The sequence below is a fragment of the uncultured Croceicoccus sp. genome (assembly GCF_947496385.1).
Classification (GTDB): domain Bacteria; phylum Pseudomonadota; class Alphaproteobacteria; order Sphingomonadales; family Sphingomonadaceae; genus Croceicoccus.
Window position 1 is genome coordinate 178,927 of record NZ_CANMCP010000002.1, and the last position, 14,245, is coordinate 193,171.

Consider the following 14,245-nt stretch of genomic DNA (forward strand, 5'->3'; position numbering starts at 1 on the left):
TTCAAAGCGCCCGACATCACACCCGCCACGCCCCGACCTATTCATGCACGATCATCGGCACGATCCGGCTGCCATCTTCGGGCCAGCCCAGCGCCTCGTTGCCGGCATGGAGCAGGATCGCATCGAGCCCATGAGTGCCCCGCACCACGGCAAGATCGCCGAGCCGCATCTCGAGCGGTGCGATACGGCCCTCGGGTAAAACCGCGTCGAGCATCGGCGGCGGACGGTGCCCCATCTGGCGCAGGTGATAGCGTGCCATGTGGACACAGCTAGTCCGTCCGCGCCAGTCGAGCGCCCGCTCGCGATACTTGCGCAGCGTCGCCTCGGTCGCGCGCTGCCTGCGGATCATGTCGGGGATCATTGTGCCACCTGCATCGCCTGATAGCGCGCCGCCCCGCCGCCGCCGTAAGGACCACCCGCGGACACGCCCGCCGGCGGCGAACCAACACCCCACGCAAATTGCGTTTTCAGCCCCGTCGCATTGTCGTGTCCCGTCTCCCCCGGCCAGACCGATTTGTGCCAGGCCGAGCTCAGCGAATTGCCACGATTGCGGAGCAACATGCGCTCGATCATCGTGCCGACCTCGAAATCGACCGAGCGCAGCTGCCGGCCGATCGAAATGACGCTGCGGTCGATGCGCCCGTCGTAATAGAGGTCCGCGCGGGTAATCTCCCCGGACGGCGCATCGAACTCGGCGATCCACAGCTTCACGCGCGAGCCTTGGAGGTCGTCGCGGTCGAGGTCGGCGATCGGCGTGCTGCCGGGCGCGAAGATCGTGAAACCCATGCTGGGCAATTCGTCACCGGTGCCCTCCGCGATCGGCTCGACCGATGCGACCGAACCCCACACCGGATCGCAATTGCGATAGAGCTCGCCCTCGAACTCGAAAAACCCGCCATCGCACCAACGCGCAATCGCGCCGGGAAACGCCACCCGCATCAGGACGGTGAGGCCGACGCGGCGCATCAGGCCGCCTCCTCGATCTCGAATTCGACCTCGAGATGATGGGCCAGCGAAATGCTCCACGACCGCTCATCGCCCAGGACAGTGCCCTCGATCATCGGCCTGGCCAGATGCACGGCCGCGCCGTCGCCAAATGGCGTCCGCAGCATCTCCGAAAGCGAGAGCACGATTTTGCCATCGGCATCCGCAACGGCCGGCGCGGCGACATTGTGAAGATAATGCTGGTCGCCATCGACGATGGACAGCCAGAACCCCTCTTTCGCCGCGTAAAACGGCGTCAGCCCGCGCAGTGCGATCGTCATGCCTTTCTGCCCCGCCCCGTCGACCACCGGGGCGCCGGGGACGCCCTGGTCGACGCCGGCGAGCTCGAACGGAATGCGCAGCCCCTCGCTCTGGGCGCGGATGAGACGCGAGACGATGACGCGCCCCTGCTCCCGCATGGGAAAGGGCGGCAGGCTGAATGCGCCGCGGTACCGATTGCCGGGCCGATCGATGCGCAGCGCCTTCGCCCCTGTCGAGGGGCGCTGCGTCGCGCCGAAATCGATCAGCGCCGGCGTCATCGCATTGGGCACGACGCCCTTGGGCAGCTCGATCATGCCGACATCGCCCTTTTTCGCGATCGCGCGAGACTGCTCTGCGCGCCGGCCGATCCGGCGCCCGCCGCCCGCATCGCCATTGGCGCCGCCACGCGTGCGGCGCGCCCGTCGACATGCACGTCGAAATAGGGCGTCGGCACGATCGTCACTCGCGCCGCGCCGCCGCTCTCGCCCTTGCGAATATCCATGATCTCGCCGGCCGACACCCGCGCGATCGGATTGCCGTTGAGCGAGAGCAGGTTCTTGTCGATGCCGGGGAAGCCCGGATACGCTTGGCACTGGCTCCGATTGCGTTGGGCCAACCGCAATATCCGCCCATTCCGAAATGCCCGAAATTGCGAAGCTGCACTCTCGCTTCATATTGAGGCAGAAACCGGTGAGTTCACTCCCGTCGCTCCGCCAATTGCCCACGGTGCGGACGGTGACGAGCTCGTATTCGTCGGTATAGGCAAACCGGATCAGGTCGCCCGACGCTCCATTTCGAAATTTGACCTTGCGGCTGACAGCGCCGCCCAGGCCGACTTTCTTCGGCACCTTCCCGAGGGGAGCGGACTCCGCACCCTCCTCCTCGCGAACCTTGTCGGCTCTCGACTGCCGCCATTTCCCGAAGGCTTCGCTGCCCGCCGCAAGAGCAACCTTGGCGGCACGATGCGCCCGTTCGTCCTGAGCGATCTTGGTCGCAGCCGCCAATAGGACGGGAATCGGAACGGGCACCGCTTAGGCTTCCAGTTCAGCCAGCCGCGCAAGAATTGCATCAGCGTGCTTGTAAATATCGGTCGGACCCGACACCGAATGACGGTTCTCTTCCTTACCCACGAAGACTCCGAAATGGCGTGCGGTCTGGCTGTTGAAATGCATGCGGGCAATCGTGCGCCTGTTGTTGTCATCGAGCAAAACAGCGCAATAGGATTTGGCATCACGCATCACGACGCGCTCGGGATCGACCTCCTTCGAGCAGATGGCGCGAATAATATTGAACCCGTCGATCTCGACCTGCGTTGTCTCAATACCATCTGATGCGTCAATTTCTTCAGGTTGCTCGGGTTCGACTTCCCCGCCGCCCCGGATCGCGTTTTCAAGCCGCTCGTTCACCCCGTCCCGAATGATCGCAGAGATACCCTGCGCGATGGCGTTTGAAAACTTCTCACGAACTGCTTCTGTCAGGCGCCCGTCATGCAAACGGCCTGCGATCATCTTTACGAATTCGTCGGAGGGTTGGGCAAACTCGTCCCGCAAGGCCTTCGAAACCTGCGATTGCAGTTTCAGGTTTCCGGCCTGCCTGACGATGCGGTCGAGATCGAAATCCGATCGTTCAAATGCGGCCACATGTTTCAAATCGGTCGAACGGTAGGCGTCGAGATCGAAGGTCAGGAAGGGCTTGTCGTCCATCATGTTCGCCCGATCGGAATCGGTGAAGAACTTGTAAACGATCCCATTGGTGAGCAACGCCACGCGAGCATTTGTCGCCGCGAAATAACGATAAAGCTGGCTCGCGTGCTTGATCGACAATTCGCTGGCGACGGGCTTGCATTCGATCAGCATCTGCACCTCACCACCGATACAGATCGCGTAATCGACCTTTTCGCCTTTTTTCGTCCCAACATCGCAGGTGAACTCCGGCACGACCTCGGACGGATTGAAAATATCGTAACCCAAGGCGCGGAGAAACGGCAGGACCAGCGTCGTTTTCGAGGCTTCCTCGGTCTGCAAAATCTCACGATGCTTCCGTAACGTCGCCTGCAAATCAGCGATGCTCGATTCAAATTACAACGACACGAAAGTGACGAGCCAGAACAGCGCCACCGTTGCCAATGAAACGCAGCGTCGCATTTTCGAGGAACGCTTGCCCAAACATAATGCGACCGCCGCGCTCGGCTACGATCTGGGGCGTTTTTCGGTCAATCTCAACGGCCGGTATTACGGTCCGTGGACCGATAGCAGCGGCAATGCGACGGGCGATATATTTCAACGTTTCGGGTCGATGGTGCTGTTCGATGCATCACTCAGCGCGCGTCTGGGCGAACATGTGGGCCTGACGATCGGTGCCGAAAACCTGTTCGACAGCTATCCCGACGAGGCAACGTTTCAGGCCAATCGCGGCCTCATCTATTCGCGCAATGCGCCCTACGATACCGATGGCGGGCTGTATTACGTGCGGCTCGGGCTGGATTTCTGATGCGATCGGCAATCGACCGACGCCGTGTCCTTGGCGGTGTGGCGACCGGGATCGGCGGCGTGGCGGGGGGCGGCGGGCTGGCCGCGCCGCTCCGCGCCGCGGTCGCCCGTTCGCCGGTTCCGGACGCGGGGGACGAGCAATACTGGGCGCGGATCGCGGCGCAATATGACGTGACCGACGATGTGACTCAGCTCGAAAACGGCAATTGGGGCATGATGGCCCGTCCGGTGCTCGCCACGTATCAGGAGCACGTCGCGAGAGTGAATCGCGACACCAGCTTCTATGCGCGGCGCGGCATGGGCGCAGACCTCAGGCAGGTCCGCGAGCAGGTCGCGCGCTTCCTGCGCGCCGATGTCGAGGAGATCGTATTCACCCGCAACGCGACCGAGGCGTTGAAGGCGCTGATCGGCGGATATAACCGGATCGGCGCTGGCGAGGCGGCGCTGATCGCGGATCTCGATTACGACAGCATGCAGGACGCGATGGTATCGGCCATGGCGCGGCGCGGGGCCGAAATCGTTCGCATCGCCCTGCCCGAACCGGCAAGCCATGCCAACATACTCGCCGCCTACGAAGCGGCTTTCGATCGGCATCCGCGGCTCCGGCTCGTGCTTTTGACGCATATAAGCCACCGGACCGGCCTGCAAATTCCGGTGCGGGACATCGTGGCCATGGCGCGCGAACGCGGCATCGATGCCATCGTCGATGCCGCACACAGCCTGGGTCAGGTCGATTTCGCTCTCCCCGATCTCGACGCCGATTTCGTGGGCCTGAACCTGCACAAATGGATCGGGGCGCCGCTTGGCGTGGGGGCCGCCTATATCCGGCGCGGCCGCATCGCCGCCATCGATCCCGATATCGCCGATGACGACCCCGGTTCGGGTGCCATCGATTCGCGCGTCCATACAGGGACCCTCGATTTCGCCGCCTTGTTGAGCGTTCCCGCCGCCCTCCGGTTTCAGGAGACGATCACGGCGCCGCGCCGTGCCGCGCGGCTGCGGGCGCTACGCAACCGCTGGGTCGCGGGGGTGCGCGAGGATCGCGATATCGAGGTGCTGACCCCCGACGACCCGCGGATGCATGCGGGCATGACCGCGTTCCGGATGCGGGGGCAAACCTCGGCGCACGAGAACCGCGCTCTGGCCGCGCAATTGCTCGACCGGTTCGGAATATTCACCGTCCTGCGCACCGGATTGGACAGCGGTGCCTGCGTACGGGTTACGCCGGCGCTGTTCAATTCGATGGCGGACGTCGACGCGCTGGCCGGCGCGCTGCGCCAGATTGCCGAGGAACGACGCGCGTGATCCCGCGTCGCGCTGTCCTAATAAGCGAGAGGGCCCGGCGCATCAGCGACCGGGCCCTCTGTCGTTTACGGGATCAGCGGCCGCCCTCGGCGTTGTTGCCCTGCTGCTCGCTTGCGGCCTTGGCCTGCGCTTCGGCCTGCATCCGCATGCCCACCTCGGTCAGGCGATTGCCGAAGCTCTTGGCGAGCGGCTGACACTCGGCATTGGCGGCGGGAAGATCGCCGATAATCGTCGGCAATGCGTCATAGCTCATCACGTCGCCGATCTTCTTGCCCGAGGACGCTTCGTAACGCCCCATGAAATAGGCCATGACCATGCCAATTCCGCGCTTCTGCTCCGGGTCCTGCGCCTGCTCGCTGGCGAGAAGCGCCCACGCCGCACAGCGCAGGTTTTCCTCTGCGCCGTCCTGCGCGGCGGCCGGCATTGCCGACAGGGCGAGCGGGGCCGCCAATGCGGTCATGGCGAGTTTCGTGATGGTCTTCATAAGATAATCTCCGTTTCGTTGGCCGCGCCATAGGAAATCGCGGCGCATAACCCAAGGGCCATGCACCGCGAATGGACGGAAACAGATTGCGCGCCGATGAAGCGCCGGATTTTTAATCCGTCAGACCCGCATCGGCATCAGCACGTAAAGCGCCGGACTGTCCGAATTCTGCCGGATCAGCGTGGGCGCACCGGCATCGGCGAGGTGCAGTTCGACATTATCGCCCTCGATCTGGGCGAGAATATCCTTCAGATAATTGGCATTGAACCCGATCTCCAGCCCCTCGGCGCTGTAATCGGCGGCCAGTTCCTCCGCCGCCGTGCCATTGTCGGGGCTGGTCACCGAAAGCGTGACGCGATCCTGGTCGAGCGCCATCTTCACCGCGCGGGTCTTTTCCGTGGCGATGGTGGCCACCCGGTCCACGCCGGAGAAAAAGCTCTTGGGATCGAGCTTCAGCAGCTTGTCGTTGCCGGTCGGGATCACGCGGCTGTAATCGGGGAACGTCCCGTCGATCAGCTTGCTGGTGAGCACGATGCCGCCCTCCCCGCCCATGGTGAAGCGGATCTTGGACGCGGACAGATCGACCTCCACATTGGTGTCGAGCGATTCTTCGAGCAGCTTGCGCAATTCGGCGACGCATTTGCGCGGCACGATGACGTCGGGCATCCCCTCCGCCCCGTCCGGACGCGCCAGGGTAAAGCGTGCGAGGCGGTGCCCGTCGGTCGCCGCCGCCTTCAACACAGGTTGCCCGCCCGGTCCGTCCTCGGCCACGTGGAAGAAAATGCCATTGAGGTAGTAACGCGTCTCTTCGGTCGAAATCGCGAAGCGGGTCCGGTCGATGAGCTGCGCCAGCGTGGCGGCCGGAATCTCGAAACTGGTCGGCAGGTCGCCTTCGACGATGGTCGGAAAATCGTCACGCGGCAGGGTGGGAAGCTGAAACCGGCTGCGCCCCGCCTTTACCACCATGCGATTGTCCGCGGTTTCCAGGCTGACCTGCGAACCGTCGGGCAATTTGCGCGCGATGTCGAACAACAGATGCGCCGACACGGTGATCGCGCCCGCGCTTTCGACGCTGGCCGCGCTCATCGTTTCGACGACCTGCAGATCGAGGTCGGTGGCCATGACCTTCACCCCGCCATCGGACGACGCATCGATCAGCACGTTGGACAGGATGGGGATGGTATTGCGCCGCTCCACCACCGATTGCACGTGGCTGAGACTGTGCAGCAGGGTCGCGCGTTCGATAGTGGCCTTCATTATACTCAATTCCCCCTGTGCCCGGCGGCGGACATGCGCGGTGCGGGCAAAGTTCAATACGGCCAAACTTTCTTAGCGCCCACGCGCATCGGGGCAAGGCGAACACACCGGGAACGCCGCGATTCGATTGCGTTTTGCGCGGAGTTTTCCCCCGCTGTCAGCGGAACGGCGGCTCGTTGAACGCGCGCAGCTTGCGGCTGTGGAGCCGAGTGCCTTCCTCACGCAGCAGGTCGCAGGTGCGGATGCCGATCTGCAGATGCGCGCCGATGGCCTCCTCGTAAAACTTGTTGGCCTGCCCCGGCAGCTTGATCTCGCCATGGATCGGCTTGTCCGACACGCAGAGCAGCGTCCCGTAAGGCACGCGGAAACGATAGCCCTGCGCCGCGATGGTGGCACTTTCCATGTCGATACCGACCGCGCGCGACAGCGAGAGACGGCGCGCCGTCGTGCTGATCTGCAATTCCCAGTTGCGGTCGTCGGTCGTGACCACCGTGCCGGTCCGCATCCGCTGCTTGAGGCTGGCCCCCTCGGTCCCGCTCACATCCTCGGCCGCGGCGGCAAGCGCCTGCTGCACCTCGGCAATCGCGGGCAAAGGAATTTCGGGCGGCAGCACCGCATCCAGCACGTGATCATCGCGCAGATAGGCATGGGCGAGCACGTAATCGCCGATCTTCTGCGTCGGGCGCAAGCCGCCGCAATGCCCGATCATCAGCCACGCCTCAGGCCGCAACACGGCGAGATGGTCGGTAATCGTCTTCGCATTCGACGGCCCGACGCCGATGTTGACGAGCGTGATGCCGCTACGCCCTTCACCGATGAGGTGGTAGGCGGGCATCTGGTGCCGCCGCCACGCCGTATCGGAGAGAAGCCCGCGCGCGCCCGTCGTCTCTTGATCGATGAACAATCCGCCCGCCCCGGCGAGCGCCTGATACCGCCCCTGCCCGACCTGCGTGCCGGCCCATTCGACGAATTCGTCGACATAGCGGTGATAATTGGTGAACAGCACGTATTTCTGAAAATGGTCGGGATCGGTGCCCGTGTAATGCGCGAGGCGTGCCAGGCTGAAATCCGTGCGCAACCCGTCGAACAGCGACAGCGGCATCGGATCGTCCGGATTGCCGATCTCGAACCCGTCGGCAAGTTCATCCCCGATCAGCGCCAGATCGGTCGACGGAAAATGCCGCGCCAGCAATTGCGGGCTGACCCCGGCAAGATCGCGGCCCGCATTGCCGTCGAGGACGTAGGGAAACGGGATTTCCTGCCGCGAACGCTTCACGTCCACCTCGACCGGATAATCGGCGAGGATGAGCGAAAGCTGCTCCCGCAGATATTCGGCGAACAACCGCGGCCGGGTTACGGTGGTGTTGTAATGCCCCCGCCGGTTGAGCCGCCCGAACGCGCGCGAAATATCCGACGGATCGCCATCCCCCTTATAGGTGAGGCGCAGTTCGGGGTAGCAATAGCTGCCATCGCTTCGCCGGGTGGAGGATGGCAGGCTGCCATCATTGGCAAAGGCGGCAATGTCGGCGCGGAGCCGTTCGACCGCCTCGTCGTGCAGGCGGGTCAGTTCGGCAATGATCGTGTGGGGCGTATCCATCGGCGGCAGATAGCCCGCAATATCCTACATTTCAAAGGCAGACTGCACCGTTTTTCGATCCACGCCGATTCCGGCATGAAGCACAATTCCGCGATCGGATACGAAAACGGGCGCGGCATCCATCCGGATACCGCGCCCGTCTTTTCCAACCAACGGCCGAAAAGCGACCGATCAGGCCTGCTCTTCGCCCTCGGCTTCGTCTTCTGCGGATTCTTCCGGCTCGCCGGCGATTTCGCCCGGCTCGGCATTTGGATCACGCTCTTCGGTGAAGCCGCCGGTGTTCTGCGATTCTTCTTCGAACATCTGCGCCATCACGTCGATGCCCTGCGCCTGCAGCTCGGCTTCGTCGTCCGAACGGGCGACATTGGCCTTCACCGTGACGCTGACTTCGGGGTGAAGCACGACGCGCACGTCGAACATGCCGATCGTCTTGATCGGGCCGTCGAGCACGATCTGCGACTTGTTCACCTCGTGGCCCTTTTCGGTCAGGGCCGCGGCGATGTCGCGCACGTTGACCGAACCGTAAAGCTGACCCGAGTTGGACGACGCACGGATGAGGACGATTTCCTCGCCGTCGATCTTCTTGCCCTGTGCTTCGGCAGCGGTGCGCTTTTCGGCGTTTTCGGCTTCGAGCCGTTCGCGATTCGCCTCGAACACCTTGCGGTTCGATTCGTTGGCGCGAAGGGCCTTCTTATTGGGGAGCAGGAAATTGCGCGCGTAGCCGTCCTTGACGGACACGACGTCGCCGATGCTGCCCAGCTTCTCGATACGTTCGAGGAGGATGATATCCATGGGTTTTCCTCCTTACTTCACGATATAGGGCAGCAGGCCGATGTGGCGTGCGCGCTTGATCGCCTTCGACAGCTCGCGCTGCTTCTTGGCGGACACCGCGGTGATGCGGCTGGGAACGATCTTGCCACGCTCGGACATGAAGCCCTGCAGCAGGCGCACGTCCTTGTAATCGATGGCGGGCGCGTTCTTTGCGGAGAACGGGCAGCTCTTGCGACGACGGAAGAAAGGACGGGCCATTAGCGGTCTCCCCGGCGGTTGCCGCCGCGATCGCCACGATCGCCGCCACGGCGGTCACGGTCGTTCTTGCGCATCATGACGGAGGGTTCGTTGTCCATCTCGTCGATGCGGATGGTCATGTAGCGGATGACGTCTTCGTTGATGCGCGTCTGGCGCTCCAGCTCGGCAACGACGCCGGTCGGAGCGTCGATGTTCAGCATCACGAAATGCGCCTTGCGGTTGCGCTGAATCTTGTAGGCGAGGTTCTTCAGGCCCCAGGTCTCCGTGCGGACAACCTTGCCGTCATTGGCCTCGACGATTTCGGTGGCGGTGTTCGCAAGCGCATCGACCTGAGCCTGGCTCAGATCCTGACGCGCAAGGAACACATGCTCGTAAAGCGGCATGCGCTCGTTCCTTGTACTCTAACCGATCGCTGGCGTGTCCGCACCATTGCGGGGCCCCTCCGGCTTTCTTCGTGTCCCCGCAATGCAGGAACGTCCCGCGCCATACACGAAGCGGCGCCAGATGCAAGCCTTAGGCATGCACGCTCAATGCGCGCCGATGCGAAACACCTTGTGCAGGAGAATCGCGATCACGAAGCCCAGCGCCAGCCCCACCAGCGCGGATACGGTCGCATAGCTCAACCAGCCCAGCACGCCGGACAATGCGCCCGTGGCCAGTTCGACGTGATGCTGAATATCATGCACGACATGCGCCGGGCCGGGCACGCCCAGCTCCTCCAGCCCGTGCAGGATGATCCCGCCGCCGACCCACAGCATGGCGATCGTCCCGATGAACGACAGCGCGCGCAGGAGAAACGGCATCCCTTTCAGCATGAGCCGCCCGGCCCGCTGTGACAATGCGCTGCTTTTCTGCGACAGATACAGCCCGATGTCGTCCATCTTCACGATCAGCGCGACCGCGCCATAGACCACGACGGTAATCCCGATCCCGATAATGGCCAGCACCGCCGCCCGCGACAACAGCGTTTCCGCCGCCACGGAATTGAGCGTGATGGCCATGATCTCGGCCGAGAGGATGAGATCGGTGCGGATCGCCGCCGATGCGCGTTCGTTTTCGAAGGCGGCAGGATCCTCGATCGGTTCGTCGATCGTCTTGCCCTGTTTCTTCGCGCCGAGCTTCTCCATCACCTTTTCCGCCCCTTCGTAGGACAGGTAGCACCCGCCCAGCATCAGGATCGGCGTGATGGTCCAGGGCAGGAATTCGCTGAGCAAAAGCGCGGCGGGCAGCAGGATGATCAGCTTGTTGAAGAAGCTGCCCTTGGCGATGCGCCACACGATGGGCAATTCGCGCTTGGGCGAAAGCCCGGTGACGTAGGACGGCGCGACGGCGGCATCGTCGATGACCACGCCCGCCGCCTTTGTCCCCGCGCGCGATGCGGCAATGCCGACGTCGTCGACCGACGCGGCCGCGGCGCGCGCGATCACCGCAATATCGTCGAACAACGCTACCAGACCTGTGGCCAATGCAATTCCCCTTCAAATGTCCTGTCGCGGGCGAACCGCGTTCAGCGGTCGAGCCGCATCAGCAGATCGTGCGCAAACTGGCTCAGCGTATCGTCGCGCGCGCCCATCACCACGATGCGGTCGCCGGTTTGCGCGATTTGCGCAATCCGATCCGCGCAATCACCGCGGTCCGCGATATGTTCGGCATTGCCGCCGGCCGCATTGATGGCGGCGACGATCCGTTCCGAACCGACCGAACGATCGGTGGTTCCCCCGAAATAGACCGGGTCGGAAAAGATCACCCTGTCGTCGGGTTGCAGAACCTGCGCGAAGGTTTCGGCCAGTTCCATGCCCATTTGCCGCAACGGGCCATATCCGTGCGGCTGAAAAAAGGCGATGACGCGGCCCGGATGCGCCTTCAGCGTGCGGAGCGTTGCGGCGCATTTTTCGGGGTTGTGGCCGAAATCGTCGATGACGGTGATGTTGCGCGCACTTGTGCCGACGACATCGAACCGGCGCCGCAACCCTTCGAACCGGGACAATGCGGCGACGGCATCGGCAACGGACACGCCCGCGGCATCAGCGGCGGCAATCGCGGCCAGCGCATTGGCGAGATTGTGGCGCCCCGGCTGCTTCAATTGCAGGTCGTGGCGCGTATCGGCGCGGCGGTCGACGATCGTGGCGGCGATGCCGGTCGGCTTCTGCACGATGGTACCGGGGACGACGCCGATGTCGGCCTCTTCATTGTCGATGGCGAAACGGGTTATGGCCTGCGCACGGGCGGCGAGTGCCATGCTCTCCGCATCGTCGGCATTGATCGCGGCGCGCGGCGCAACCGCCAGGAAATTGCCGAACAGGCTGCGCAATTCCTCCATGCTCTTGTGATCGAGGCTGACATTCAGCAGCACCGCGACGCCGGGTCGGTAGAGCGCGATGGACCCGTCGCTTTCATCCACCTCCGCCACGAACATGCCGCCATCGCCGGTGCGCGCGCTGGCAAAGGGCGCGTCGTCGGTGACGAAATTCTTCATCACGGCGCCGTTCATGATGGTGGGGTCGCGCCCTGCCTCCGCCATGATCCAGCCGGTCATGCCCGTCACGGTCGATTTCCCGCTGGTCCCGCCGATGGCGATGGAATCGGGCGCGGCATTGAACAGCTCGGCCAGCAATTCGGCCCGGCTCATCCGCGCGCAGCCAAGATCGCGCGCGCGCGCCACCTCCGGCACGCTCTCCTCGATCGCGGCGCTTGCGATCAAGACCTGCTCGGCGCTGGTCACCCCGCTGCCGTCCTGCGGGAACAGGGCGATGCCCTGCCGTTCGAGCCATGCGAACTTCGCCGCGCTGCGTCCGGCATCGAAACTGCGGTCGGACCCGCCGATGTCCGCCCCCCGCGCCCGCAGGATACAGGCCAGCGGCAGCATCCCCGATCCGCCGATCCCGCAAAAGAAGAACGGGCGCGAAAGAAGGTCGGACGGTTTGGCAATATTGTCGGTCATCGCCGCTGTGGCTATTGGCAAAGGGCACGCTTGGCAATCACGGGCATGGGGTTTAGCGATGGTTTTATATGTATAACGTCGCCATCTGCGCCCCGTCGGCCCCCTTCCCGCGCGATTGCGCCGACGCGGTGGCGGCTCTCGCCCGCGACTACCCGGACCTTTCGCTCACGTTCCATCCGCAATGTTTCGAGGAATCGGGCCATTTCGCAGGAAGCGATGCACAGCGGCGCGAGGCGCTCATCGAATGCGCGAACGATCCGGCGTTCGATGCCGTGTGGTTCGCGCGGGGCGGATATGGCGCGTGCCGGATCGCCGGGGACGCGATTGCGCGGATGAACGATGCGGCACGCGACAAACGCTATTTCGGCTATTCCGATGCGGGCTATCTGCTCGCCGGGTTTTACCGCCATTCCATCGGGCGGCCGACCCATGCCCCCATGCCTTACGACATCGGGCGCGAGGGCGGCGCGGCGGCGGTGCGGCGCACGCTGTCCTTCATGTCGGGCGACCGGGGCACGATGGAGCCGTTTGCCGCCGATGCGCCGACAGTGGCCTTCAACCTTGCGACATTCGCCATGATCTGCGGTACGTCGCTCATGCCGGATCTGTCGGGCCATGTCCTCATGCTGGAGGAAGTGAGCGAGTATCTGTATGCCATCGACCGGCTTTTCTTCCATGTTGCCGAGGCGATGCCGGCCATGAACCTTGCCGGCGTGCGGCTGGGCCGGGTGTCCGACGTGCCGGAAAACGATCGCCCCTTCGGCATGGGCGCAGAGGCGATCTGCCGCCATTGGTGCGAGCGGGCGGGCGTGCCTTTCCTCGGCCGGGCGGACATCGGTCACGATGCCGCCAATCGCATCGTTCCGTTCGGCCCCCGCCCGAAATGAGATGACGGCGGGGCTTGCGGGCGAATGCGCCGCGACCTACCCCGCCCCGCAATGCATAAGGAGACATCCATGAAAGCTTTCATCTTCCCCGGACAGGGGAGCCAGACCGTCGGCATGGGCGCTGCGCTCGCCGACACATCCGCCCACGCCCGCGAGGTTTTCGAGGAAGTCGACGACGCGCTGGGACAAAAGCTCTTCGCCATCATGAAGGACGGGCCGGAGGATCAGCTCACCCTCACCGAAAACGCGCAGCCTGCGATCATGGCGCATTCCATGGCCATCGTGCGCGTCCTGGAGAAGGAATTCGGCGTCTCGCTTGCCGAGAAGGGCGATTATGTCGCGGGCCACAGCCTCGGCGAATATAGCGCGCTTTGCGCCGCCGGTGCGTTTTCGCTGTCCGATACGGCGCGGCTCCTGAAACTGCGCGGACAGGCGATGCAGGCCGCGGTGCCCGTCGGCGTCGGCGCGATGTGCGCGCTGCTCGGCGCCGATGTGGAAAAGGCGTCCGAACTGGCGAAGGCCGCGACCGAGGCGGAAGGCGAAGTGTGCACCGTCGCCAATGACAATGACCCGACGCAGGTCGTGCTGTCGGGGCACGTCGCGCCGATCGAGCGCGCCGTCGCCATTGCGAAGGAATTCGGCATCCGCCGCGCCGTGATGCTGCCCGTCTCGGCGCCGTTCCATTGCGAATTGATGGAACCGGCCGCCGCCGCGATGGACGATGCGCTGACCAAGACGATGCCGAACGCACCGCGCCTGCCGGTGTTCGCCAATGTCACGGCGCAGCCTGTCGCCGACCCAGCAGAAATCCGCAAGCATCTCGTCGCGCAGGTGATGGGCCGGGTCCGCTGGCGCGAGAGCGCGGCGGGCATGGCCGCGATCGGCGTCACGCAATTCATCGAGCTGGGCGGCAAGGTGCTCGGCCCCATGGTCAAGCGGTCCGCCGATGGCGTGGAGGTGCGCTCCATCGTCACGATGGCCGATTGCGAAACGCTGGCAAAGGAGATCTGA

The 14,245-nt window shown here is 64.1% G+C and carries 18 protein-coding genes; 5 read left to right on the top strand and 13 right to left on the bottom strand.

The window, feature by feature from the left end:
- Window positions 1-37: 37 nt before the first annotated feature.
- Genes Q0897_RS04595 through Q0897_RS04610 form a run of 4 tightly spaced genes read right to left on the bottom strand, consistent with a single transcriptional unit; the run spans window position 38 to window position 1,861 of the window.
- On the bottom strand, window positions 38-349 hold the full coding sequence (locus Q0897_RS04595; RefSeq protein WP_299307858.1) for a hypothetical protein: 312 nt from the start codon (window positions 347-349) through the stop codon (window positions 38-40).
- Window positions 350-357: 8 nt separating this feature from the next.
- Window positions 358-966 (bottom strand): hypothetical protein, encoded by a 609-nt coding sequence (locus Q0897_RS04600; RefSeq protein WP_299307859.1) that lies wholly within the window; start codon window positions 964-966, stop codon window positions 358-360.
- Window positions 966-1,559, bottom strand: a complete 594-nt coding sequence (locus Q0897_RS04605; protein WP_299307861.1) for a hypothetical protein — start codon at window positions 1,557-1,559, stop codon at window positions 966-968. The genes Q0897_RS04600 and Q0897_RS04605 overlap by 1 nt, the downstream gene beginning before the upstream one ends.
- On the bottom strand, window positions 1,556-1,861 hold the full coding sequence (locus Q0897_RS04610) for a hypothetical protein (RefSeq protein WP_299307862.1): 306 nt from the start codon (window positions 1,859-1,861) through the stop codon (window positions 1,556-1,558). Before Q0897_RS04610 ends, Q0897_RS04605 begins: the two co-directional genes overlap by 4 nt.
- Between Q0897_RS04610 and Q0897_RS04615 the strand changes: the two genes are divergently transcribed.
- Complete coding sequence (locus tag Q0897_RS04615; RefSeq protein ID WP_299307863.1) at window positions 1,848-2,252, top strand: hypothetical protein; 405 nt, start codon at window positions 1,848-1,850, stop codon at window positions 2,250-2,252. The genes Q0897_RS04610 and Q0897_RS04615 overlap by 14 nt on opposite strands.
- A 24-nt stretch (window positions 2,253-2,276) precedes the next feature.
- On the opposite strand, the gene Q0897_RS04620 is transcribed toward Q0897_RS04615, so the two are convergent.
- A complete protein-coding gene (locus tag Q0897_RS04620) occupies window positions 2,277-3,302 on the bottom strand; it encodes a type I restriction endonuclease (RefSeq protein ID WP_299307864.1) in 1,026 nt (341 codons plus the stop codon).
- A 7-nt stretch (window positions 3,303-3,309) separates the two neighbouring features.
- Between Q0897_RS04620 and Q0897_RS04625 the strand changes: the two genes are divergently transcribed.
- Window positions 3,310-3,735: a TonB-dependent receptor gene (locus Q0897_RS04625; RefSeq protein ID WP_299307865.1), complete on the top strand. Its 426-nt coding sequence runs from the start codon at window positions 3,310-3,312 to the stop codon at window positions 3,733-3,735.
- Entirely contained in the window at window positions 3,735-5,039 is a 1,305-nt protein-coding gene (locus Q0897_RS04630) for an aminotransferase class V-fold PLP-dependent enzyme (protein ID WP_299307867.1), read from the top strand. The genes Q0897_RS04625 and Q0897_RS04630 overlap by 1 nt, the downstream gene beginning before the upstream one ends.
- Window positions 5,040-5,112: 73 nt before the next feature.
- On the opposite strand, the gene Q0897_RS04635 is transcribed toward Q0897_RS04630, so the two are convergent.
- The 8 genes from Q0897_RS04635 to Q0897_RS04670 all read right to left on the bottom strand — a co-directional run bounded on the left by Q0897_RS04635 (window position 5,113) and on the right by Q0897_RS04670 (window position 12,347).
- A complete protein-coding gene (locus Q0897_RS04635; protein ID WP_299307869.1) occupies window positions 5,113-5,523 on the bottom strand; it encodes a hypothetical protein in 411 nt (136 codons plus the stop codon).
- A 120-nt stretch (window positions 5,524-5,643) separates the two neighbouring features.
- The gene (dnaN, locus tag Q0897_RS04640) at window positions 5,644-6,780 is read right to left on the bottom strand and encodes a DNA polymerase III subunit beta (protein ID WP_299307870.1); all 1,137 of its coding nucleotides are present in this window, start codon (window positions 6,778-6,780) and stop codon (window positions 5,644-5,646) included.
- 157 nt (window positions 6,781-6,937) lie between these two features.
- Window positions 6,938-8,377: an AMP nucleosidase gene (locus Q0897_RS04645; RefSeq protein WP_299307871.1), complete on the bottom strand. Its 1,440-nt coding sequence runs from the start codon at window positions 8,375-8,377 to the stop codon at window positions 6,938-6,940.
- A 171-nt stretch (window positions 8,378-8,548) separates the two neighbouring features.
- Window positions 8,549-9,169, bottom strand: coding sequence for a 50S ribosomal protein L9 (gene rplI, locus Q0897_RS04650; protein WP_299307872.1), 621 nt, complete (start codon window positions 9,167-9,169; stop codon window positions 8,549-8,551).
- Between the two features lie 12 nt (window positions 9,170-9,181).
- On the bottom strand, window positions 9,182-9,406 hold the full coding sequence (gene rpsR, locus Q0897_RS04655; RefSeq protein WP_047821188.1) for a 30S ribosomal protein S18: 225 nt from the start codon (window positions 9,404-9,406) through the stop codon (window positions 9,182-9,184).
- Entirely contained in the window at window positions 9,406-9,789 is a 384-nt protein-coding gene (gene rpsF / locus Q0897_RS04660) for a 30S ribosomal protein S6 (RefSeq protein ID WP_202085483.1), read from the bottom strand. Before rpsF ends, rpsR begins: the two co-directional genes overlap by 1 nt.
- A gap of 144 nt (window positions 9,790-9,933) precedes the next feature.
- Window positions 9,934-10,872: a DUF808 domain-containing protein gene (locus Q0897_RS04665; protein ID WP_299307877.1), complete on the bottom strand. Its 939-nt coding sequence runs from the start codon at window positions 10,870-10,872 to the stop codon at window positions 9,934-9,936.
- Window positions 10,873-10,913: 41 nt separating this feature from the next.
- The gene (locus Q0897_RS04670; protein ID WP_299307879.1) at window positions 10,914-12,347 is read right to left on the bottom strand and encodes a Mur ligase family protein; all 1,434 of its coding nucleotides are present in this window, start codon (window positions 12,345-12,347) and stop codon (window positions 10,914-10,916) included.
- A gap of 68 nt (window positions 12,348-12,415) precedes the next feature.
- Between Q0897_RS04670 and Q0897_RS04675 the strand changes: the two genes are divergently transcribed.
- Both Q0897_RS04675 and fabD read left to right on the top strand, forming a co-directional pair.
- On the top strand, window positions 12,416-13,234 hold the full coding sequence (locus tag Q0897_RS04675) for an LD-carboxypeptidase (RefSeq protein ID WP_299307881.1): 819 nt from the start codon (window positions 12,416-12,418) through the stop codon (window positions 13,232-13,234).
- Window positions 13,235-13,303: 69 nt separating this feature from the next.
- Window positions 13,304-14,245 carry an ACP S-malonyltransferase gene (fabD, locus tag Q0897_RS04680; RefSeq protein WP_299307882.1) on the top strand — a complete coding sequence of 314 codons (942 nt, stop codon included), beginning with the start codon at window positions 13,304-13,306 and terminating at the stop codon, window positions 14,243-14,245.